Source organism: Veillonella parvula DSM 2008 (genome assembly GCF_000024945.1).
Classification (GTDB): Bacteria; Bacillota; Negativicutes; order Veillonellales; family Veillonellaceae; genus Veillonella; species Veillonella parvula.
The window spans coordinates 157,250-180,100 of sequence record NC_013520.1 but is presented as its reverse complement, the minus strand read 5'-3'; the positions used below and the strand labels follow the sequence as shown (position 1 = coordinate 180,100).

Annotated in this window: 22 protein-coding genes; 8 read left to right on the top strand and 14 right to left on the bottom strand. The window is 38.8% G+C overall.

What is annotated here, in order from left to right:
- Position 1 precedes the first annotated feature (1 nt).
- From VPAR_RS00590 to VPAR_RS00570, 5 genes are all read right to left on the bottom strand, one after another.
- The gene (locus VPAR_RS00590; protein WP_012863719.1) at positions 2-1,204 is read right to left on the bottom strand and encodes a restriction endonuclease subunit S; all 1,203 of its coding nucleotides are present in this window, start codon (positions 1,202-1,204) and stop codon (positions 2-4) included.
- Positions 1,201-3,051, bottom strand: coding sequence for a type I restriction-modification system subunit M (locus tag VPAR_RS00585; protein WP_012863718.1), 1,851 nt, complete (start codon positions 3,049-3,051; stop codon positions 1,201-1,203). Before VPAR_RS00585 ends, VPAR_RS00590 begins: the two co-directional genes overlap by 4 nt.
- A 151-nt stretch (positions 3,052-3,202) precedes the next feature.
- Entirely contained in the window at positions 3,203-3,733 is a 531-nt protein-coding gene (locus VPAR_RS00580) for a nucleoside/nucleotide kinase family protein (protein ID WP_231968138.1), read from the bottom strand.
- Positions 3,727-5,475 (bottom strand): N-6 DNA methylase, encoded by a 1,749-nt coding sequence (locus VPAR_RS00575; RefSeq protein ID WP_042466666.1) that lies wholly within the window; start codon positions 5,473-5,475, stop codon positions 3,727-3,729. Before VPAR_RS00575 ends, VPAR_RS00580 begins: the two co-directional genes overlap by 7 nt.
- Before the next feature lie 199 nt (positions 5,476-5,674).
- Entirely contained in the window at positions 5,675-5,920 is a 246-nt protein-coding gene (locus VPAR_RS00570) for a type II toxin-antitoxin system prevent-host-death family antitoxin (RefSeq protein WP_012863715.1), read from the bottom strand.
- A gap of 215 nt (positions 5,921-6,135) precedes the next feature.
- On the opposite strand from VPAR_RS00570, the gene VPAR_RS00565 reads away from it, so the two are divergent.
- The 8 genes from VPAR_RS00565 (at position 6,136) to rbsB (ending at position 12,668) form a co-directional block, all read left to right on the top strand.
- A complete protein-coding gene (locus VPAR_RS00565) occupies positions 6,136-6,657 on the top strand; it encodes a cysteine hydrolase family protein (protein ID WP_012863714.1) in 522 nt (173 codons plus the stop codon).
- Positions 6,658-6,765: 108 nt separating this feature from the next.
- The gene (locus VPAR_RS00560) at positions 6,766-7,422 is read left to right on the top strand and encodes an NAD(P)H-binding protein (RefSeq protein WP_004694229.1); all 657 of its coding nucleotides are present in this window, start codon (positions 6,766-6,768) and stop codon (positions 7,420-7,422) included.
- Between the two features lie 36 nt (positions 7,423-7,458).
- Positions 7,459-7,641, top strand: coding sequence for a hypothetical protein (locus VPAR_RS00555; RefSeq protein ID WP_012863713.1), 183 nt, complete (start codon positions 7,459-7,461; stop codon positions 7,639-7,641).
- 322 nt (positions 7,642-7,963) lie between these two features.
- Positions 7,964-8,851: a ribokinase gene (gene rbsK, locus VPAR_RS00550; RefSeq protein ID WP_012863712.1), complete on the top strand. Its 888-nt coding sequence runs from the start codon at positions 7,964-7,966 to the stop codon at positions 8,849-8,851.
- Between the two features lie 26 nt (positions 8,852-8,877).
- Positions 8,878-9,291 carry a D-ribose pyranase gene (gene rbsD / locus VPAR_RS00545; protein ID WP_012863711.1) on the top strand — a complete coding sequence of 138 codons (414 nt, stop codon included), beginning with the start codon at positions 8,878-8,880 and terminating at the stop codon, positions 9,289-9,291.
- A 45-nt stretch (positions 9,292-9,336) separates the two neighbouring features.
- Positions 9,337-10,818, top strand: coding sequence for a sugar ABC transporter ATP-binding protein (locus tag VPAR_RS00540; protein ID WP_012863710.1), 1,482 nt, complete (start codon positions 9,337-9,339; stop codon positions 10,816-10,818).
- A complete protein-coding gene (locus VPAR_RS00535) occupies positions 10,818-11,753 on the top strand; it encodes an ABC transporter permease (protein WP_004694241.1) in 936 nt (311 codons plus the stop codon). Before VPAR_RS00540 ends, VPAR_RS00535 begins: the two co-directional genes overlap by 1 nt.
- Before the next feature lie 9 nt (positions 11,754-11,762).
- Entirely contained in the window at positions 11,763-12,668 is a 906-nt protein-coding gene (rbsB, locus tag VPAR_RS00530; protein WP_012863709.1) for a ribose ABC transporter substrate-binding protein RbsB, read from the top strand.
- Positions 12,669-12,727: 59 nt separating this feature from the next.
- Here rbsB and pcp read toward each other — a convergent pair whose 3' ends face one another.
- The 9 genes from pcp to VPAR_RS00485 all read right to left on the bottom strand — a co-directional run bounded on the left by pcp (position 12,728) and on the right by VPAR_RS00485 (position 22,851).
- On the bottom strand, positions 12,728-13,381 hold the full coding sequence (gene pcp / locus VPAR_RS00525; RefSeq protein WP_012863708.1) for a pyroglutamyl-peptidase I: 654 nt from the start codon (positions 13,379-13,381) through the stop codon (positions 12,728-12,730).
- Positions 13,382-13,544: 163 nt separating this feature from the next.
- On the bottom strand, positions 13,545-14,474 hold the full coding sequence (locus VPAR_RS00520; protein ID WP_012863707.1) for a DUF979 domain-containing protein: 930 nt from the start codon (positions 14,472-14,474) through the stop codon (positions 13,545-13,547).
- A 1-nt stretch (position 14,475) separates the two neighbouring features.
- The gene (locus VPAR_RS00515; protein ID WP_012863706.1) at positions 14,476-15,225 is read right to left on the bottom strand and encodes a DUF969 domain-containing protein; all 750 of its coding nucleotides are present in this window, start codon (positions 15,223-15,225) and stop codon (positions 14,476-14,478) included.
- 190 nt (positions 15,226-15,415) lie between these two features.
- Entirely contained in the window at positions 15,416-15,901 is a 486-nt protein-coding gene (locus tag VPAR_RS00510) for a GNAT family N-acetyltransferase (protein ID WP_004694271.1), read from the bottom strand.
- 417 nt (positions 15,902-16,318) lie between these two features.
- Positions 16,319-18,049, bottom strand: coding sequence for an S-layer homology domain-containing protein (locus VPAR_RS00505; RefSeq protein ID WP_012863705.1), 1,731 nt, complete (start codon positions 18,047-18,049; stop codon positions 16,319-16,321).
- A gap of 689 nt (positions 18,050-18,738) precedes the next feature.
- Complete coding sequence (locus tag VPAR_RS00500) at positions 18,739-19,926, bottom strand: oxygen-binding di-iron domain-containing protein (protein ID WP_012863704.1); 1,188 nt, start codon at positions 19,924-19,926, stop codon at positions 18,739-18,741.
- 309 nt (positions 19,927-20,235) lie between these two features.
- The gene (locus tag VPAR_RS00495) at positions 20,236-20,775 is read right to left on the bottom strand and encodes a hypothetical protein (protein WP_012863703.1); all 540 of its coding nucleotides are present in this window, start codon (positions 20,773-20,775) and stop codon (positions 20,236-20,238) included.
- A gap of 230 nt (positions 20,776-21,005) precedes the next feature.
- Positions 21,006-22,076, bottom strand: a complete 1,071-nt coding sequence (gene leuB, locus VPAR_RS00490) for a 3-isopropylmalate dehydrogenase (protein ID WP_012863702.1) — start codon at positions 22,074-22,076, stop codon at positions 21,006-21,008.
- Positions 22,077-22,359: 283 nt separating this feature from the next.
- A complete protein-coding gene (locus VPAR_RS00485; RefSeq protein ID WP_008603290.1) occupies positions 22,360-22,851 on the bottom strand; it encodes a 3-isopropylmalate dehydratase small subunit in 492 nt (163 codons plus the stop codon).

Below are 22,851 nucleotides of genomic sequence, written 5' to 3'. Positions count from 1 at the left end.
TTTACACTTCTATTTCCCCATTCATAAGCTTAGGAAGTAAACGATCTCGGGCTTCCTCTAACAAGATTATATTCTTTTTCATTAAAACTACTCTTTTCAGAATAGGCCCCGACACTCTCTCAAAATCCATAATTAATTTGTCATTTGGAAACAGATGTTTTATTTGTCCAATTCTTATAGGACTTACATTCTGTTGTGCTGCTCCATTAGCAATATTATTTATCTTTACCAATAATTCATTACTCCTAAAAAGACAATATGTATATGCAGGAGTTTCCGAAGAAATTTTAGCAACACGCTGATTTAACAAAAAATCATTTCCTTCTACTATACACACTCTACCTACATTCCCAGTCAAGGATAACAGTAGATCTCCCTCATCCAAATGACAATGTCTAGGCATCTTATCAGGAATTTTAGATAGATACTTTACATTTTTACCTTCAAAATAACCATCTTGCACATTTTTTATAGTTACTAGTTTGAATAAACCAGTTTCTTCGAGGTCTTTACTTTTAAAAGCAAAGCCATTTAGCAAGTTAACTTTAGTATCAATTGTATCCTCATGCCATCCAAGAGGGAGTCCATCTATAATCTCTCCATTTCCATGCCCAGGAAATCGTAAATCTATAAACCATTCCTTATATAGACGCTGTACAGTCTCCTCAAGGAGCTTGATTTGCTTTTGGTTGTTTTCAATGAGGTCATCATAAGCTGATAAAATGTCAACAATACTCTGTTGTTGTTCTACTTCTGGAATATTAATCTCAATATTCCTAAGAGAAGAAAGAGTGATAGTCCTTTGTGCCGCACCAATAGCTAAAGAGTCCGCCATCATATAAAATGCACGGTCTAATATTTTATAATACAAATATTGTGGCACAATTTTTTCAATATTAGGCCTAAGAAGCGCAATATGCCTTTGAAAAACAAATTCTATGCTATTTTTCATGAAAACAGGAATTCCAAAAGATCCAACAACAGAATATAAGATATCATTTTTCTGTGCCGTTCTCTTAATATCTAACTTTTCGTAATACCATCTAGGTACAAACATAGAACTAGAGAAGTCTAACTGATTCATACTTGTGATATTTGAAATAGTTATAAAAGGGATTCCTGAATTTGATTTTGGAGGTGCTTGATGATCGCCATCTGAAATTGAAATACATAAATCTTGCAATCGAACGGTTTGTAAGCTCATAACCCCATCTCCTTCATATTTTTAAAGATAGTTTCCATGAGCACATTAGATTCTTTTTGTAATGCTAGTAGTTCTTCGTGTATTTCAGCCATACGTTCTTCAAAATTAACCCCATCATCTTCTACAGGGGCTACACCAACATAAGCACCTGGTGTGAGGGACCAACTTTTATCTTCGATGCTCACACCGTCATTATCACCTTTGGCTTCATTTGTGATATACGCAATTTTACATAAACCTGGTACGTCTACATATTCTCCATCGCCAAACTTTTCATATAACCATTGTGCTTCTTGAGCAATGGTTAATGTTTCTTTAACAGCTTCTACCTTTTCATCGTATTCTTTCTGAACCTTTCTTCCTTTGCCTCGACCCGCATCAGCAACAGCTTGTTTACCTTCAGTCTCAATAGCTTTCACTTGTTCGGAAAGAACCTCTATATGTTGAGAAAAGGTTTTATCTTCACCTAATGTCTTGCGATATTCATTAAGTAATGCTGTATATTTTTCAATTTCACCACGATAGAGCCAAACAATAGCATTTAAATTTTTTAATTGCCATTCGGTCCATTCGTTTAATGTACGATCAACAACAGTATAGTAATTACGGGCATCAATGAAGAGCACCTTATCTTCAATAGCATCTGGCTTTGCTCTATCAAAGAACCACAAAGAACATGGTAGAGATTTTGTATAGAAGAAGTTATTACCAACACTCACCATTACATCAACTGCACCAGTTTTAACTAAGCTTTCACGGATATTTTTATCCTTGCCTTGACTGTCCGTAGCAGAGGACGCCATAACGAAACCAGCTCGACCTATATCGTTTAAATAGCTATAAAAATAGGAAATCCAAAGATAATTAGCATTACCGATTTCCTTATTTTTATTAACGCCAGGCATACCAAATGGTAAACGTCCCGCAGCCTGTGTAGATTCAGATTTAACCTTATCTACGTTAAATGGAGGATTCGCCATAATATAGTCACAGCGACCTTCTAATTGATGAGCATCATTGTAAAAGCTGTTTCCTTCATCTCCAGATTTAATAACTCCAGTTAAACCATGAACCGCCATATTCATTAAACAAAGCTGTGCATTATACTCAACCTTCTCTTGCCCATAAAATGTCATTGTGCTGTTCGCATTCAATCCGTGAGAGTTTACAAAATCACCAGACTGAATGAACATACCACCAGATCCACAAGCAGGATCAAATAGCGTGCCATGAGTCGGTTCCAGAACATTAACAATCATCTTAACTAGAGATTTAGGCGTAAAGAACACACCATCATCGGAGGCAATGTTCTTGGCAAATTTATTTAAGAAATATTCATAGATTCGGCCAATGATATCTCCACCTACTTCATCAAGGGCAGAGTTATTAAAGATACGAAGAATTTCTGCTAACAGCTCATCAGAAAAATCTGTATAATTCTTAGGCAATATCCCTGTCAGCTGTGCACTTTGTTCTTCAATCAAAGCCATGGCATTATTGACCACTTCGCCAAGACTAGTCATGACTTGACCATCTTTGCTAGTTAAGGCTGCACCTTTGATGTCCTCCGGTAAGTTAAGGAGATAGTCATATTGTGCTTCTATTGGTAAATAAAGAGCACTTTTTGCCTTAAAGTCACTAGCTTCTACAGGCATAACACGACCATTACGCATAGGTCTGTCTTTTAAGATTTCAACCTCAATAAGTTTGAAACGACTATACGCATAGCGCAAGAAGATAAGCCCCAATACAGGCATACAATATTGATTTGACGTCAATTTAGATCCTGCACGTAGCGCATCTGCAGCTTCCCACAATTCATTTTCTAGTTTTCGTATATTAATCATCGTTTCAATCCTTGCATTATCAATAATACCGCTAAAGCCACATAGAGGTTTAATACCGATATATGGCTTTAAGGCATGTATTTTTACGTATTTTATATCAATATTATACCATTTTAAAGATAGTCACTAGATAGTCTCTTTAACGGCCATACTATGCAGCCAAAAATCCAAATTCCAATTCTTCTCGAAGTATTTGTTTAATATTGGTTTTTGTGATTTTCAATCCACCATTAGCAGTAGCTCGTCTTACACAAGGGAATCCCTCAGTATTTTCCATGCGGTTAATAACACTACTGAATTCATCCTTTCCGTAGGTAGAATGTGGCATCGGTCCAACTATGATTAGTCTATATTTATTGTTATACATAAGGTTATTAAACTGATAGCGTTGAATATCTTCGTAATCAGTATGACATTCTAATCGGCCTCTTAATCCCATTGCATTAAAGATACCTTGGAGATCCTTCACCTTACAATTCGTTTCACCGATGATAAGGATTTTTCCGTCAGGAGAGCCAATAGAATCATCAACCATAGTTGGTGCTAAATCTGGATAGTGATATTTAGTTAAAACCGTTTTTAAGTTATTATTTTTAAAAGCTTGTGTAAGTTCTTCTGTAAAGTATTTAATCGCTTCCCCCAATAAGGATGCATCATTCATGATGTTAACATGTGTTACCAATTGAATTCCTCCTCTACAATTAATTCTTTTTGTTGGTTTAATGTTTTTAGCTGTTCTTTTACAGTTTTAATTTCAGTTTCTATCATTCGTATACGATTGACCACATCTCTTTGTCTTTCAATAGAAACTCTAGGAATTTGCAATGTTTTTAAATCTTTGAGAGATAAAGACTTGATTAATTGACCTACTGCAAATCGTTCTATTTGTTCACGACCAGCCTTACTATTAAAGTAGAGTGCTAGGTATGGTAACAAATATTGGTTTTTATATTTTGGCAAAATAGTAATAGAAAATTGGTTACCATTGGCAATCAATTTATCATTACCTTCAACATATAGCATGTTAGATCTAAATGGTGATGTTCTCCCCAATAGCCAAGTATCATTATCTAAAAGCGTAAACTTTCTTTTGAGTTTTTCCACATCAATGAACGGACTTTGTGTATAATCTACAGCATCACCATCAGCATCTTTTGTGTACAAATAACGAACACCTGTATCTTCATCTGTAACAAAATCATCTAGTTCTTTGGACGAAATAACTAATCCTCTATTAATATTACAGATTTCACCTAAAGGTACCCCATCAGTAATATTAGTTTTTAAAGTATATCGTTTAGGCAATAAATTGTAACCTTCTCTAGCAATAGATTCGATACTTTCAAATTTACAAATTTCAGGATTAGCCAAATCTTCAAGTACTGTAGCTACATCTATGTCTTTTCTACGACGCTGCTCTACATATGCTTGACTTGCATCTAAGAATTTAACACCTTTATTACCATATGATAATACGACTGCATATAATTCAATGCCTGTATTCTCAAGCAAGCGATCTGGAAGTTCAATAATACTTTCAATATAGCCGTTCTCAACCAAAGCTTGTCTTGTTTTTACACTGAGATTATTTGCTAATGTTGAGTTAGTAATCAAAGTTACCATTTTACCATTTTGATCTAGCAAACTGAGATTAAAGAGAATTTCATGCCACTCACCATCAGCAACCTTAGACTCTGGAACATCTAATTTTGATAAGGATGTTCTTTCTGGAAAGTACTCCATAGCCTTAGAGGAAGGCCTCCAAAGAGGCATTGTTAAAATTCGATCAAATAATTGATTTTCAACAATATCTTTAGGCTGAATAATCCCACCTGAATTCATATCTTGTTGAATTGTTTGAAGCAATAACACTCGTAATTGTAAAACAACCATTAATTCAGGTTTTATTGCATATGCAGTATAGTTAAGTAAAGACGTTTTACTCGCCACATCTAGTAATATACGACCTGGATTTGCATTGCCTTGTAAGAAAGAGAATTTCTCAAGGTTATTACAATCTAATAGTTTCTCTAATAGATTATTGAGAGATTCATTATCTTCTCTTGCTCCATCACCTCTAAATAAGTTATGTTGATCATAAAACAATGCTACACCCAATAAAAACTCATCATCTAAATAAGCATTATCGCTAATGAATTTTTGGACATAAGCCTTATCAATATAATGCTTCATCGTAACACTAAAACCATTATTATTGATTTTATCAGAACCTAAATACTTACCTAATAGCGTAAAATCCATATCATATTGTTTGTAAAAATAAGTTAAAGCTGACATCACAGCAATATCGAATTGATTTTGACGATTTGTAACGCGAACCTCCGCCCATTTGCGTTTTAAATCTTTTACCTTATCTTGAGCATCAAAATACTTTTTTTTCAAATCCATAAGTGTCTTTTCCAAAAGATCCTCCATCCTGGTTTTTATAACCCGTTATAAATCACTGTAAAATTTTTACTTCTCTTATCTAGGAGCCGTTATTTGGTTTAAACATACCATTTTATAAATACATATTTTTTTACTCCCACATGCGGGAGCTTTATCTTGGTTGTATTTTAACATTTTTACAATGCTTTGTCAAGTGGTTTTTATAAACCACTTTTTAAATTTCCAATTCACTCTTTAGTTGCTCTGATGAAGTCCAGCCTTGTTCTTCACCAGATTTACGACCTGTCTCTAAAGCGCCCATAAGTTTTATCGTAGCCATTAGACGTTCATAATCTTGAATATCCATAATTGCATATCGGCCTCTACCATTTTTAGTTAAGAATACGGGACTATCTATAGTAACATCACGTAAAACTTCAGAATAGTTTCGTAAATCTGAAATAGGTTTTATATTCGGCATACTATCACCTCCAGAATACTTTAGTGATATACTACTCATTTTTCTAATATCTTATCACTATTGTAGTTAAATTATCGCGTAAATTCAACATTAAATTTTACAGCATCCTTTAAAATTACTGTCAACATCTATGATACTTCTTTCTTCCTTTTCTTGTTATATACTTATGATATAATGCGCATAGATACTTATTTACGAATAAAAAAGGAAATATCATGGCACAAGCATTAATCGTAATCGATATACAAGAAGGCTTAGTTAAGGAAAAGCCTTATGATGCAAAAAATCTTATCGCAAATACAAAAGCAATCATTCAACATTTTAGAGATCAAAATATAGAAGTCATTTTTATCAGACATTCTGAAGATGAAGGCTTATTAGCAACGGGCAGTGATAATTGGCAAGTCTATCACGAATTAAAACCACAAGAAAACGAAAAGATTTTTAATAAATATTACAATAGCATCTTTAAGGATACTGAATTAAAGGAATATTTAAACCGAAAAAATATTACCGATGTAACATTCGTAGGAATGCAGGTGGAATTTTGCATTGATACGTCTGTAAAAGTAGGCTTTGAATATGGTTATAAAATCACCATCGTCGAAGATGCTATCTCAACCTTTGACAATGAGCATTTACCAGCCGATACAATCCTATCCTTTTACAAAGAAAAGATTTGGCGGAATCGATTTGCACAGCTAAAAACAACAAATGAAATGTTAAGTATCAATTAAATTACGAAAATAATACAAAGATTTTTATAATTTTTTCTCACGTATTTGTCATATATGTATGTTAAAATTTCATTAAATATTTATGCCCGAACATAGGAGGTCTTTTTTATGTATAAGTATATTACGATTTTAGGAGCTGCGGGCCAAATAGCTCAAAAGTTGACTGCTACACTATTAACATATACAGATATGCACATTACATTATATGGTCGTCAGTTGAAAACACGTATACCTCCAGAGATTATCGACCATGAACGCGTTACAGTGATTGAAGGTTCGTTCCAAAATCCAGGTAAATTAGAACAAGCTGTAACAAATGCGGAGGTTGTATTTGTAGGTGCTATGGAGTCTGGCAGTGATATGGCGTCCATCGTGAAAGCATTGAGCCGCAAAAATATACGCCGTGTTATCGGTGTGTCCATGGCTGGACTTTCTGGTGAATTCCCTGTAGCACTTGAAAAATGGACCTTCGACAACTTACCGATTAGCTATGTTCAAGGTGAGCGCCAAGCACGTAACGTATTGCGCGAATCCAACTTAAATTACACCATCTTGCGCCTTACATGGCTCTACAATGATCCCGAAAAAACCGATTACGAACTCATCCCTGAAGGAGCTCAATTCAACGATGCCCAGGTTTCACGCGAAGCAGTGGTAAAAGCCATCTTTGATATCTTACACGCTGCGGATGAAACGCCTTTCCATCGCACAAGCATCGGTGTAGGTGAACCAGGTACACACTATGACAAACCAAGCTTTCACTAATATATAGCTATATTAACAATAAAGGCCTGATAGACTATGAAAATAGATAAAAGCTACAGTAATACAATAAATATTGACGATAATGCAACTAATATTTTACAAGCTAAGGTAGATATATTATCTGCTCTTGTACAAGGCCAAAATGACATCATTCAAGGTCGTATTCTATCTTTAGAGAAATCTTTTGATAGTATAGATAAAATGTTAGATAAAATATAAATAGTATAATATATTAATTCTTTAATAATAAGGTATATCCAAGATCTAAAGAGTACATTTTTACTCATGTAACATAGATTTTGGATATACCTTTTTTATTCCTACATTTTATAAATATTTATATAGATAAACTCACGTATTTACGCTATACTAATAAATGATTAATATACACTTATAGGTATGTGAAAGCAAATGCCTCTTAGATTATCAATTATATTTATATATACAGTTCGTTGTATAAAATGTGCAAGATTCTATGTATAAAAATAAATGATAGTCATTTTTAGTCCCAGTTAGGGCAGAGGATTATTAAGGAGTTATTATGAATCGTATTGTTGTTATTGGCAGTTGCAACATGGATATTATAGTCCTCGCGGATAAACGCCCTACTGCGGGCGAAACAATTATGGGCAACGAATTGCACATCGCGCACGGTGGCAAGGGTGCAAACCAAGCGGTGGCTGCGGCTCGTCTAGGTGCAGAGGTCACGATGGTCGGCTGTATCGGTGAAGATGCATACGGCCAAATGATTTTAGATAATTTAAAAGAAAATTTCATCAATACAGATTACATCGTTACGGTACCGAACACTACAACCGGTACAGCACACATTACATTAGCGGAAGGCGATAACAGTATCATCGTGATTGCAGGTGCTAACGCTAAGGTCGACAAATCCATAGTTGATAACGCTTGGGCTGCCATTGAGCAAGCCGATCTTGTAATGGTTCAAAACGAGATTCCTATTCCAACTATTGAATACATCGTTCGTCGTTGTCACGAGGCGAATGTGAAAGTCCTCTTAAATCCTGCTCCAGCAGCCGACCTCGATTCGGAATGGTTAAAATTAGCAACCTATATTACGCCAAACGAACATGAGCTATCTGCGCTCTACCCTAACCAATCTACTGAGGAAACCTTGCTGGCGAACGAAAACAAAATCATCGTTACCCTTGGTAGCAAGGGCGTAGGATATGCGGACAACGGTGAAATCCACATCGTACCTGGCTTCAAGGTTGAGCCCGTAGATACAACAGGCGCTGGCGATACTTTTAACGGCGCCTTTGCAACGGCTATTGTTAATGGTAAAAGCTTAGCCGACGCTCTACACTACGGTAATGCAGCAGCGGCCCTCTCCATCCAACGCTTGGGAGCTCAAGGCGGCATGCCAACAAAGGACGAGGTTGCTGCATTCTTGGCAAAGAATTAGCATATTGAATAGATAAGGAGTTATTTATGCAACGACACGGCATTTTAAATAGCCATATCGCTAAGGTTCTTGCAGATTTAGGTCACACAGATACAATTTGTATCTCTGATTGTGGCTTACCGGTACCTGAAGGGGTTCAAAAAATTGACTTAGCTTTAGATTTCGGCGTACCAAGCTTTGAGCAAGTAGTATCCATCATCGCTAAGCATATGAAATCCGAAGCGATTCATGTGGCAACAGAAATTAAAGAAAACAATCCTAAGGCTTACGCCTTCTTAGAGTCTACCTTCCCATCCGAGCAATACGAATGGATTGAAACGAGCCACGATGCTTTCAAAGAAGCAACAAAACAATGCAAGTGCATTATTAGAACTGGTGAAGCATCTCCGTATGCGAACATTATCTTGCGCGCCGATTGTATTTTCAGCGATCGTCCGTAGAATAATAGATTAAGATATACTTTCACCAGTCATATAGGAGTAGTTATGGAAATTGTTATGTCAGGCATTGCGAAGGCATTTGGTACAAACCAAGTGTTGCGCGATGTAAGTATTACCCTCAAGGAGGGCGAGGTTCACGCCTTGATGGGCGAAAACGGCGCCGGCAAATCTACGCTCATGAATATCCTCACCGGTATTCACAAAGCAGACGCTGGTACAATCACCATCGACGGCGTAGAGCGTACCTTCCCGAACCCGAGAGAGGCCGAGCTGAACGGTGTAGCTTTCATCCACCAAGAGCTCAACATTTGGCCAAATCTAACATTGTTAGAAAATCTATATTTAATGAGACCAAAGCACAACAAATTTGGTATGCTCGACAAAAAGGCGATGCTCACTGAGGCTGAAAACACATGCCGCGAACTAGGCATCGAATTGCCACTCACAACAGAAGCAGGCCTTTGCTCCGTTGGTCACCAACAAATGACGGAAATCCTTCGTATCTTGATGTTAGATGCAAAGGTTGTCATCATGGACGAACCGACAGCAGCCCTCACAGAGCGTGAAACGGCCACATTGTTCAACATGATGCGCAAAATGAAAGCCCGCGGCGTTGCTATCGTATATATCTCTCATCGTATGGAAGAGGTATTTAGCGAATGTGACACAATTACGGTTATGCGTGATGGTCACACAATTATCACTAAACCAACATCTGATATTTCCGTAGACGAAGTGGTACGTCACATGGTAGGCCGTTCCATCGACGAGTTCTACCCTGCTCGCACTACAACACCGGGCGACGTGGTTATGAGCGTGGACAACCTCAAACCTGAAGGTTTCGACAACGATATTTCCTTCTCCTTGCGTAAAGGGGAAATTCTCGGCGTAGCAGGTCTCATGGGCGCTGGCCGTACAGAAATCATGCGCGCTATCTTTGGCGTAGATAAACACAAAGGCGGCACCGTAACAGTAAACGGCTCCGTTCTAAACTGCAAAAAACCAGAAGATGCCATCAAGGCGGGCATTGCTTTCATCACAGAAAATAGAAAGAGCGAAGGCTTGATCCTCGATTTCTCCATTGGTTCTAACATTACATTGCCGAATCTTGGCGAAATTTGCCCATCTCATGTACTAGATAAGGGCAAACTTACGTCTTTTGCTGACGAATTGTCTAAAAAACTGGGCGTTAAAACACAATCTATTCACGAACCGGCATCGTCCCTATCTGGTGGTAACCAACAAAAGGTGGTTATCGCAAAATGGGTTGGCAAAAAACCATCCATTATCATCATGGATGAGCCTACGCGAGGTATCGATATCGGCGCAAAACGTGATATTTATGATTTAATGAACGAATTAACGAATGACGGTGTGTCCATTATCATGGTGTCCTCTGAGTTGCCGGAAGTGCTGGGCATGAGTGACCGCGTTATAGTCATTCATGAAGGCCGTGTAGCAGGTATCTTAGACCGCAGCGATGCAACACCAGAATCGATTATGACATTAGCCACAGGAGGACAATAATGGACAGCAAAGCTCTACAATATGTAAAAAAATTAGGCCCCCTCATCGGCCTCATCCTATTATTTGTAATCATCTCTGTCATGAACGACAGTTTCCTTGAATTCTCTAACTTGCGTAACTTGTTGCGCCAAGTATCCATCAATGCGATTATCGCTTTTGGTATGACCTTCGTCATCTTAACTGGCGGTATCGACTTATCCGTTGGTTCCATCCTCGCCCTCTCCAGTGCAGTGATGGCAAACCTCATTGTAACTGGTACTGACCCTGTATTGGCTATCGTGTTAGCCGCAGGTGCGGGCCTCGTATTGGGTGGGATTAACGGTCTCGTTATTACCTATGGCCGCGTAGCTCCATTTATTGCTACCTTGGCGACCATGACCATCTACCGTGGTGCCACTTTGGTATTCACTGATGGTAACCCAATCTCTGGCCTTACACAAGACCCTCTATTCCACGGCTTTGGCCAAGGGGATATTGCAGGCCTTCCAGTTCCAGCGATTACTATGTTCCTAGCTTTCATCATCCTCTGGTTCGTATTGAGCCGCACATCTTTAGGTCGTAAAACATACGCCGTAGGTGGTAGCGAAAAGGTTAGTTACATTGCTGGTATCAAGATTGACCGCGTTAAAATCTTCGTGTATGCCTTGACTGGTATGCTCTGTGGTATCGCTGGTGCAATTATCACATCTCGTCTTAACTCTGCACAACCTACAGCAGGTGCAGGCTACGAACTTGACGCTATCGCAGCCGTAGTTCTTGGCGGTACAAGCCTTGCTGGTGGTCGTGGTCATATCGTTGGCACATTAATTGGTGCCCTAATTATCGGTACCCTCAACAACGGGTTAAATATTCTCGACGTTTCCAGTTTCTATCAACAAGTCGTAAAAGGTATTGTTATTTTACTGGCTGTTCTTGCAGACCGCAAGAAAGCTTAGGAGGTTCCTATGAAAAAACTATTGTTACTGTTGGCGATGGCTATCATGGTTATCGGTCTTGTAGCAGGCTGTGGTAAAAGCGCTGATAACGGTGGCGGCGATAAAAAATCCGGCACCATCGGCTTCTCTGTTTCCACATTGAACAACCCATTCTTCGTAACTATGAAAGAAGGCGTTGAGGCTCAAGCTAAAGCGCTTGGTCTTAAAGTTAAAATCGTTGATGCTCAAAACGACCCTGCAAAACAAGCAAACGACATTTCTGACTTGCTTGAAAGCGGCGTTTCCGTATTGATCATCAACCCTGTAGACTCTGCAGCTATCTCTACGTCCGTAGAAGCAGCAAATGCTAAAAACATTCCTGTCATCACTGTTGACCGTTCTGCTGATAAAGGCAAAGTAGTGGCTCACATCGCTTCCGATAACGTAAAAGGCGGCGAAATGGCAGCTCAACTGATCGTTGATAAAGTTGGCAAAGCTGCAAAAGTAGCTGAAATTGAAGGTATCCCTGGTGCTTCCGCAACTCGTGAACGCGGCCAAGGTTTCCATAACGTAGCTGACAAAGACTTAACAGTAGTAGCAAAACAAAGCGCTGACTTCGACCGTACAAAAGGTTTGAACGTAGCAACTAACATCTTACAAGCTAACCCAGACGTACAAGCTATCTTCGCTCATAACGACGAAATGGCATTGGGTGCTATCCAAGCAGCTAAATCCGCAGGCAAAACAATCTTCATCGTAGGCTTCGACGGTACTGCTGACGCAGACAAAGCTGTTAAAGACGGCACATTGGCTGCCACAATTGCTCAACAACCAGACCAAATGGGTAAAATCGCTATTGATACAGCTCAAAAAGTTATCAAAGGCGAAGCTGTAGAAGCTAAAATCCCTGTAGATCTTAAAGTTGTTACAAAATAATTGTATATAGAAACTGGGTACAAAAAAGAGTCGCATCACAAAGATGCGACTCTTTTTATTTATTCATGTGGCGTCGTATATGTAATGTTTTGCGCTTCGTAGCTTTCACCATGAGCCAATACGTGAACGATGGTTTCTAGTGTAGCGCGTACTGTTTCAACAGCCATACTTGGTTGATCTGGCTTGTTCACCACTTGGGATGGCAAGTACGGAATGTGCATGAAGCCCACCTTGATGCCACCCTTTTGAGCTGCGTAATGAGATACGCCATACATGATATGGTTACATACAAAAGTGCCCGCCGTATTGGATACTTTTGCAGGGATACCCGCTTGATGCAACGCATTAACGATGTCTTTAATAGGTAGTGTGGCAAAGTAAGCACTAGGGCCATCAGCTACAACGGGTTCGTCCGTCGGTTGATTGCCTCCATTATCTGGGATGCGGAAATCATCGCAGTTGATGGCTACGCGTTCAATCGTAATGTCTGGACGACCACCAGCTTGACCTACACAGAGAATAAAATCAGGATTACATTTTTCTGCAGCCTCTATTGCTGTTTTCACTGAATTATAACGCACAGTAGGTACCATCTGAGTGACTACTGTATAGCCCCCATCTGTATACCCTTCCATCGTTTTTACAGCTTCCCACGCAGGATTGATACTTTCACCACCGAAAGGATCAAAACCTGTAATCAAAATCGTTTTCATCATATTACCTCATAACAATATCAATTGATACTGTGAATTTAAATAGTTTAACCGAAATAGTATTACATATAGCAATACTATCAATATTTATAGTTTTCAAAACTGCACTTATCTCAATATTATGAATGCATGGTTCTTAAACTATGTAAACACCTACTATGTATTATAAGAAATAGTACATCAATAGAATGTTCAATGTCAGCATCACAATAGCAACAGGAATTTGCGCTTTAATAACGCCGTACGTATCCTTCATTTCAAGAAGCGCCACAGGCACGATATTGAAGTTTGCCGCCATCGGGGTCATCAACGTACCGCAATAACCAGCGAGCATAGCGATAGGTCCGATAATAGCAGGGTTAGCACCATGACCTACAACGAGCATAGGAACTCCAATAGCACTCGTAATCATTGCAAAGGCTGCAAAGGCATTACCCATAATCATGGTAAAGAAAGCCATACCGATGCAGTACGCCACAACAACGAGAAACACATTATCTGCGGGCACTATGCTAGCTACCATACTAGAAATCAACTTACCTACCCCTGCGAGGTTAAATAAGTAACCAAGAGCCGCTAACAATTGGGACAAGATAGCCGTCCAGCCGATCGCATCGAGAAGGCGACGACCTTCATGGAAGCTTTGCGTTACCTTTGCTTTTGTAATATATAAAGCCACACACAAGGCGATAATGGAGGCAATCGCAAGCCCTACAAGGGCGCCGAGTTTCGTAAAGAACCCAATGATAAACGTAATAATCCCAACGAGCAACGCAGGAATAAAGATAACATTTCCTATGCGTAATGCTTCAAGTTTTTTGAAGTCCACAGCAGATTCAAAGTAATTTCCCTTGCCAAGTTGTTTGAACAACACGATGGCAGCCATCGCAATTACGAGCCATCCGTTAATCTCTTTAGACAAATAAGACCCAAAGATAAAGGAAATCCCATATAAAAGCCAGAACAAACCAGTGCCTATCCGATGTTTATGCTCTTTATCAAGGAAGGATTGTATAGAGAAGATAACTAAGATGATACCAATGAGAAGGTATACATAGTCTAAGGGCTGCATTTTGTATACTAATTCCAACATATTATTTGCCCTCCTTCGCTAACTCTTCCGGTGTTACAAGAATATTTAACTCATTAGGCACCAATTTACCAGCTTTCATATCGGCCTCGTCTTGAGCTACGCTAGATTGAATCGTTTTATCGAAAACAAAGAAGCGAATAACGCTAACTACATAGGCACATACGGCCGTTGGCAATCCATAAATTACCATATCTGTAAGTTCAACGGTATATCCAAGTTGCTCCATCACGCCTTTGATCAATAAAAGCCCACCTGCTGCTAAGAACAGATTTTGACCGAAGAAGTTACCAAGATTATCAGTAGATGCTGCTACACCACGGATTTTATCAAGTGTACGTTGAGATATAGGTCGCCCCTGTGCTACAGCGGCTTCACTCATTGGAGAAATCAAAGGACGAACCATGGCTACTAGACCAGACATACTGATGCCAAGTGCTACCGTCACTTGACGAACGAATAGGTAAATCATAAAAATACGCCCCGCCGTTGCAGCGTGAATCTTGCCAATCAAAATTTCTGCCCGTTCACGCAAACCGTGCCGTTCCATAATACCAATGACGGGAAGGACTAAGGCAAATAAGGACATATAACGATTCTTAACAAAAGCCTCCCCAATGGCACCAACAATATCGTTTATGCTAAGACCTGCCGCAAGGCCCGTTACAAAGCCCGCCGCAATAACCACCAATAGAGCATTAAAGCGTAGCATCAATCCGATGACCATCACTAAAATGCCTGATAAAATCAACATATGGACACATCCTTTCTTTAAATTATCCATAACCGCATATAACTGCAAAGATGCATTATATGTATATATTATATAACAAATAGTAATAATCTTGCATAAGAAAAAGCCTTGTATCTAATTTTTAGTGAATGACAACGATCAACAACCGTACCCGCAAATCACTAAGATAGATTACAAGGCTTTTATTCAGTTAATTTAACTCTTTTTTGAATAATATAGTAGTATGTTGTTTTCCTCTAAAATGAACCTTATCATACGCAGTAAATCCAAAGGATTCATACATTTTAGGCAACCAAGGATGTTCCTTAGCCGTTCCTAATGTAACAATATGTGTTTTAAACTGTTCTTTTAAAAGCTCCTCTGCATAGCCCAAGACTTCCCGTGCATATCCTTTGCCTTTGAAAGCTGGTGCTGTTACAAAATGAGCAATATGCGGATATTTATCCGGTGTTGAGTATTTCACCCAAGGCATACAAAACGTAATAGAACTAACTAATTGCCCATCAATATACAAGCCGTATACAGGATAATTTTCAATCCACTCCTTAGATTCCTCTTCCGTAAAATCAATAGCGTCGAAGCTAATAGGATAGTCTTTTATAGCTGCATAACCGTCGATTAATACCTTATGATATTCTGCTGTGTCTGCTACTGTTAATTGTCTAAATTCTTTCATGGTCTTTCCCTCATATCTATATTTTATTCACAAACTACGTATATTAATTCACTTTGTGAAAGTAATTATACACCTATATGTATTTATTTGCAATATATTTACATAAACATTATATGAAATCATAATATCTATAAAGGAAATCTTATATGCAATAATGTAATATATACAACAACCCTCAGCCATACTAAGTATCAAATAAATTAAAGATCCAAATTCTCAACCGAAAGAGTGTTTGTATAAAAATAAACACAATACAATTAAAATCTCAATCAAAAACTCTATTCTCTCTAACCGTGATTGACGTATTTTTATAAAATAAGCACAATACCACAAACAAAAAGATTTAGACAAAAAAACAGGATGTATCAAAAGATACATCCTGTTTTGAGCTTTTACAATCTCTAGAGAAAGTTAACCCTATTGATTATTGTATATACGGGAACCGTATACGTCACGTTCGTTTTTAGGTTCGTTGTTAACGCGAACACGTTCAGTTTTATGACGATCGTTATCATCACCAGAAATACGATCAACACGGAAGTGGTTAAGACGAATATTTTGTAATTCAGGACCGAATTCATTCAATGCACGTTTCATGTTTTCGTCAATAGGAGCACCATTTTGAAGTGCACGATACAACATTGTAGCGAATTCGTAACGAGTCATCTTAACATCGCCTTTGAATGTGCCATCAGGGTAGCCAACAAGGATACCATTACCAGCCAATTGGCTAATATATTGGTAAGCCCAGTGGTTGCGAGGAACGTCTGGGAATTCAGCAGTTTTGCTTGGATCAATTGCATGTGGAGTCAAGATTTGTAACAAGTTGTTATATTTGTTTTCCATATCTTGAAGACGTGCGTTCAATTCAGCAATTTCACGCCCCATAGCTACGCGGGAACGGGATTCAGGGGAACGTTTACCAAGACGAATAGATACACCCGCGTTCAATTGAGTTTCGCCAGTACCTACAGTACCACCAACAGAGAACATTGTATCTTCGTTAGGGCGGTAGAATGCACCCAACGCAGCGGAGTTAGCATTATGGTAGTGACCATAACCAGCAGCAATTGTCCATTTATCATCTGGGTTGAAATCCAATGGGTGCAATGCAGCCAATGCAGCGGAACCTGCACCTACTTTGTTAACCCGTCTTTCAACAGTACCAACACGATTAGTCAAGTTCTTAATATTGTTATTAATTTGACCAGGTGTGGAATTGTTGATTTGTGTTTGTAAATCATTAGCTACGGAATATAATTGGCTACCGTTTACAGCATCTGTAGATGTAGCGGAGATTTCCCCAGCCGCAACATTTTTAATTTGTCGTTCAGCACCAGCTTTACCTACGGACACGGAACCATTAGCTGCAGAACCTACGCCAGCAAAGCCACCGAACGTATGACCAGCGATGGTTGCACTACTTTGTGCTGTAGCTTCGCTTGTAGTGGAACCTGTACCTAAAGCGATAGAGTTTAAGTGTGTTGCATTTGCATGATCACCGATTGCAAGAGCATAGTCAGCTGTAGCACTTGCATCAGAACCAAACGCATTAGAACGCACGTTAGTTGCCTGTGCACCAGCGCCAAATGCTTGAGCATGATCACCAGATGCAAGAGCTGAGGAACCCATAGCAACAGAATGATTATTGGTTGCTTGTGCGCTAGAACCAATCGCATTAGATTTATAGCCAGATGCTAACGCTTCATAGCCAATAGCTTGTGAGCGAACTTCGGAAGCCTTTGCACGTGTACCAATAGCAGTAGACCATGTACGTTGTGCTTCAGCAGAATGACCAATAGCAATAGATTCATTCATCAACGCTTTGGAAGAATTACCCATTGCTAATGCAGAGGTGCCTGCTGCAGTGTTATTAACACCAATAGCGACAGAATTACTTTTCCAGTCACCAGTTTTCTTTGTAGCATCATCTGGCTCATTTTCGTAATCACGATCACGGAAGTTTGCATCAGATTCTTTTACAGTATTACCGCTACCATACGCAACTGCATTATTGGCACCTGTAACAACATTAGTGTTGTCCATTACAACAGAAGCAGCGTCTACCGGATTAACATTCGCACCAACAGCAGTGACAGCAGCCAATACAGCAAACGCTAATTTTTTGGAATGTTTCATTTCTCTCATCTTACACCCTCACTAAATTAAAAAATCATCCAAATTACAATACAATTTTTCATTCTCTCTATGTTCCGTCTCTCACCTCGGTCTGAACAGGTGAATATTCTAAATTAGCATAAAGAAATACCCCTATATCAGTTTAAGAAAAATTTATATTGTCGATTACCCGCATAGCATATCAAAGTTTTACGATATACACAACCCTTTTTTCTAACACAAATTAAATTAACAAGTTTTTATACCTATCAGAATCCGCTTTATTCCTAGCTTTATAGGGAAATAAATTTTACTCATTATTTTCCCTTATGAGTTAAATTTTTCGCAACTTTGTAAACTTTTCTCATGTAACAAACTGTATAACTTATAAATAAATAACCACCTTATAAGTACGAAAAATATACCTTTTACCCTTATTACACCTCATTCACACTTAATTCATGAATTATATGTGAATTAAACTATTTTGTATATTTAATCAAAAGCTTTTCATTTTATTATAATTTTATATTTCTATAGTAGCAGTATCTATCAATGCAAATCAATGCTCAAAAAGACAATAACGAGAATGTTATGAGAATAAACATGACAAATATGATTTATATTGGCCAATATTTTATGTATATGCTCAAAAAAAGCCCCCTCCTCTTCATGAAGATAGGGGCTTTATAACAAGAATCATTCTTTATTATATGTAATTATGCTAATAATGCACTTACAAGTGCTTCTGCTTTATTAAAATCGGATTCTTCTGGATTCCAGTTGCATTTGATTTCAGGTTCTACTACAGAGAATCCGTATTTAGTCAACTCTTCACGGAGTACCTTTGTAGATTCACCAGACCAGCCATAAGTACCAAATACAGCAGCCTTTTTATTTTTAAATTTCAACTCACGCAAGAAATCAAGCCAACCAGCTACGGAAGATAATACGCTATTACCTACTGTTGGGGACCCTACAGCAATAGCTTTAGACTTAAAGACTTCTGTCATGATGTCATTTTTATTGGTTTTACTAATATTGAAAATCTTAACACGTGTATCAGGGGATTGTTTCGCAATTTCTTCAGCAATCTTATGGGCCAATTTCTTAGTGCCATCCCACATAGTGTCATATACTATTGTGATTTGATCCTCTTGGTACGCTTGAGACCATTCATAGTATTTTTCTACGATTTGCATTGGATTTTCACGCCAAATCGCACCATGACTAGTAGCGATGATATCGATTGGCAAGTTAAGCTTTTGAATTTCTTCGACTTTAGCTTTTACCAATGGAGAGAATGGATTCAAGATATTAGCGTAATATTTCATCGCCTCTTCCCATAGACGGCATTGATCGGCCTTATCCACCCATAGTTCTTCTACGGCAAAATGTTGACCGAATGCATCGTTGGAGAACAAGATATTATCCCCTGTCATATAAGTCGCCATGGAATCAGGCCAGTGAAGCATGCGCATTTCTACGAATACCAAAGATTTACCGTTCCCGATATCTACGGAATCTCCTGTTTTAACAGTTTTAAAGTTCCATTCTGGATGATGATATTGGCCGACCAAGGACTTAACAGCATTTTCTGTACAATAAATAGGTGTATTAGGGATTTTTTCCATCAATACAGGCAAGGAACCGCTATGATCCACTTCGCCGTGATTACATACGATGAAATCAATCTTATTCAAATCGATTTCAGATTCCAAATTATCAATGAACTCAGAGGAATGAGGTTTCCACACAGTATCGATGAGGACAGTCTTCTCCTCTTCAATCAAATAGGCATTTTGGCTAGAACCATTATTAATGCTGTAGTCAGAACCGTGAAACTCTTGCAATTCCCAGTCGATTTTGCCAACCCAAGAAACATTGTTTTTAATGTGCTTTCTCATAATAACCTCCATGTTCTGTGAAAGTTGATGTGCTTAACTCAGATTTTTTAATGAACCTATATAGAAACACGAATGATAGAAGCAACTTTCACCGATAATACCAAATATATGGCCAAATGTTATATCAATGGATACAACATAAATCGGTCATTAACTATAGTTTTATTATATCGATATCACACAATTAAGTCTGTACCTGTAGGTACAGTTTTGAGAATTATTATAAAAACCACTCATAGGTAATCACATGCCGTACATTAGTACACATCGATTTCCCATGAGTGGTTACGAGTATATGTAATTATATGATTATTTATTACCCGATTTAGATAGTCCAGGGATAGCTTTATAGATATATAATGCAATATATCCATCAACCAAGCTATGAACGATGGTACCGCCACCTACAAGAACAAATACAACGTAGATGAGATCAATGTTTGGCATCGTAGTGGTAGTATAGAACAATAGGCATGCTAGTACCTCACCAATAGCGTGAACGATAGCACAAGCAAGGTTAAACGCAACAAAGGATAGAGCCCCTGTTAATACGCCTGGATGATGTTTAATATAGTAAGCCCCCATCAAGGCAAAGATGATATGAGATGCAGCGCGCATAACGATAACAAGTGGGAACCCTGCTACAAAGAAGCCGAGCGTAGAACCTATCACGACACAAGCTGCCATCTTTCTAGATAAGAACATAGCTAAGAATATAGGAACATGACTCGCCAATGTATACGATGCCGGTGGGATCACAACTTTCAAAGGCATCACGATAGGAATCATGATGGCTAATGCCATCAATAAAGCAGTAATGGTTAAATTTCGATACATTGAAGAATTCATAAAGGCCTCCTTAAAGAATATTTTGCCATTCATCTACCAATATAGCACTCTAATATATGAAGAACAACTACGTATACCGCTAGTGTCCTACAAAAAAGAGAGGGCCTTACAACCCCCTCTTATTTAATTGGACAAATATATTATAATACCTATATCTTAACGCTTATAATACGATTTTAAAAATGACGTAACTCACGTTAATAACTTTCAGAAATCTTAATTCATTACTTTTATAAACGTTCAATTACGGCTTGCGCCATTTCTGTTGTACCTACCCGTTTCAAACCTTCACGGTAGATATCGCCAGTACGGTAACCATCAACGAGCACTTGTTCTACAGCACTTTCAATAGCGTCAGCCACTTGAGGTAAATCAAGGGAATGACGGCACATCATCGCAGCGGACAAGATTGTACCCAACGGATTCGCCAAGTTTTTGCCCATGATGTCCGGTGCGGATCCGTGGATTGGCTCGTACAATGCAGTACCTGTACCCATGGATGCAGATGGTAAAAGCCCGATGGAACCAGAGATAACAGCACCTTCGTCGGACAAGATATCGCCAAATAAGTTCGTTGTAACGATAACGTCAAACTGTGCAGGATTTACAACGAGTTGCATTGCTGTATTATCTACATAAAGGTAATCTGTTGCGATATCCGGATTAGCAGCGGCTTTCTCTTGAGCGATTTTACGCCATAAACGAGAAGAAGCCAATACATTTGCTTTATCTACGGATACAACCTTTTTGTTACGTTTACGAGCTGTTTCCATAGCGATGTCCATGATGCGCTCTACTTCATAACGGCTGTACGTTTCTTTATCCCAAGCGAACTCGTTAGCACCTTCACCTTGTGCCTCTTCCCGTTCACCGAAGTAAATACCGCCAGTTAACTCACGAACGATAACGAAATCTACATCTTGCACGAGTTCCTTTTTAAGTGGAGAATACTCTTGCAAGGATGGATAGATTTTTACAGGACGCAAATTACAGAACAAACCAAGCTCCTTACGAAGACCTAGAATTGCTTTCTCAGGACGGATAGAAGGATCGACATTATCCCATTTAGGACCGCCTACAGCACCGAGCAATACAGCATCAGCCGCTTTACAAGCCTCAATCGTATCCTCAGTCAAAGGCACACCATACGCATCGATAGACGCACCGCCCGCTTTCTTATCAATCCAATTAACCTTTACACCGGCTTTCTCAAAAGCCACACCACACACAGCCTTCGCTGCCGCAATAATCTCAGTACCGATACCATCACCAGGAATCAATACGATACACTTTTCGCTCATCTTACCTCTCCATATAGTAAAAGATTGTAAACCTCATGCTCTTCCCCCAGTGTCCTTTGCGAAGAAATCGCAATAGAACTTAATGGGACAAGAGCTGGCATATGCCTTGAGACCGACTTAGCTCGCTCCTCATTCCCCCTCTGCCACAAATCCATTCAAATATTGTTAGCTAGAGGAATTTTAAGTTTTGCTACACAAAAGTAGAATGATTGGAAACGAAACACGTGTCGAAACCGACTTAGCTCGCTTTGGAGGCTTGAGATACGTGTTTCGTTTCATCCTGCTACTTACGGTTTTTAGCAAAACTTACAAGACCGCCAGCTGCCGCAATATCTTGAATGAATTGTGGCAACTCAGTCCCTTGGTATTGTTCGTTTTTAGTCAAGTTGTACACGATACCTTTAGACAAGTCTACTCCAATCGCATCACCAGCGTCAATGCGATCTACTTGTTCACCGATTTCCACAACTGGTAAACCGATATTGATAGCATTACGGAAGAAGATGCGTGCAAAGGAGTGTGCAATGATAACAGGCACGCCTTTAGCTTTAATAACGCCTGGTGCATGTTCACGAGAAGAACCACAACCAAAGTTTTTACCAGCTACCATGATTTCGCCAGCTTTCACATTAGGAGCGAACGTCGTATCAATATCTTCCATCGCATGTTCGGCCAATTCGTTCCAGTCAGCAATCGCCAAGTAACGAGCTGGAATGATTACGTCTGTGTCTACATCGTCACCGTAGCGCCAGATTTTTTTGCTTTCAAAATCCAT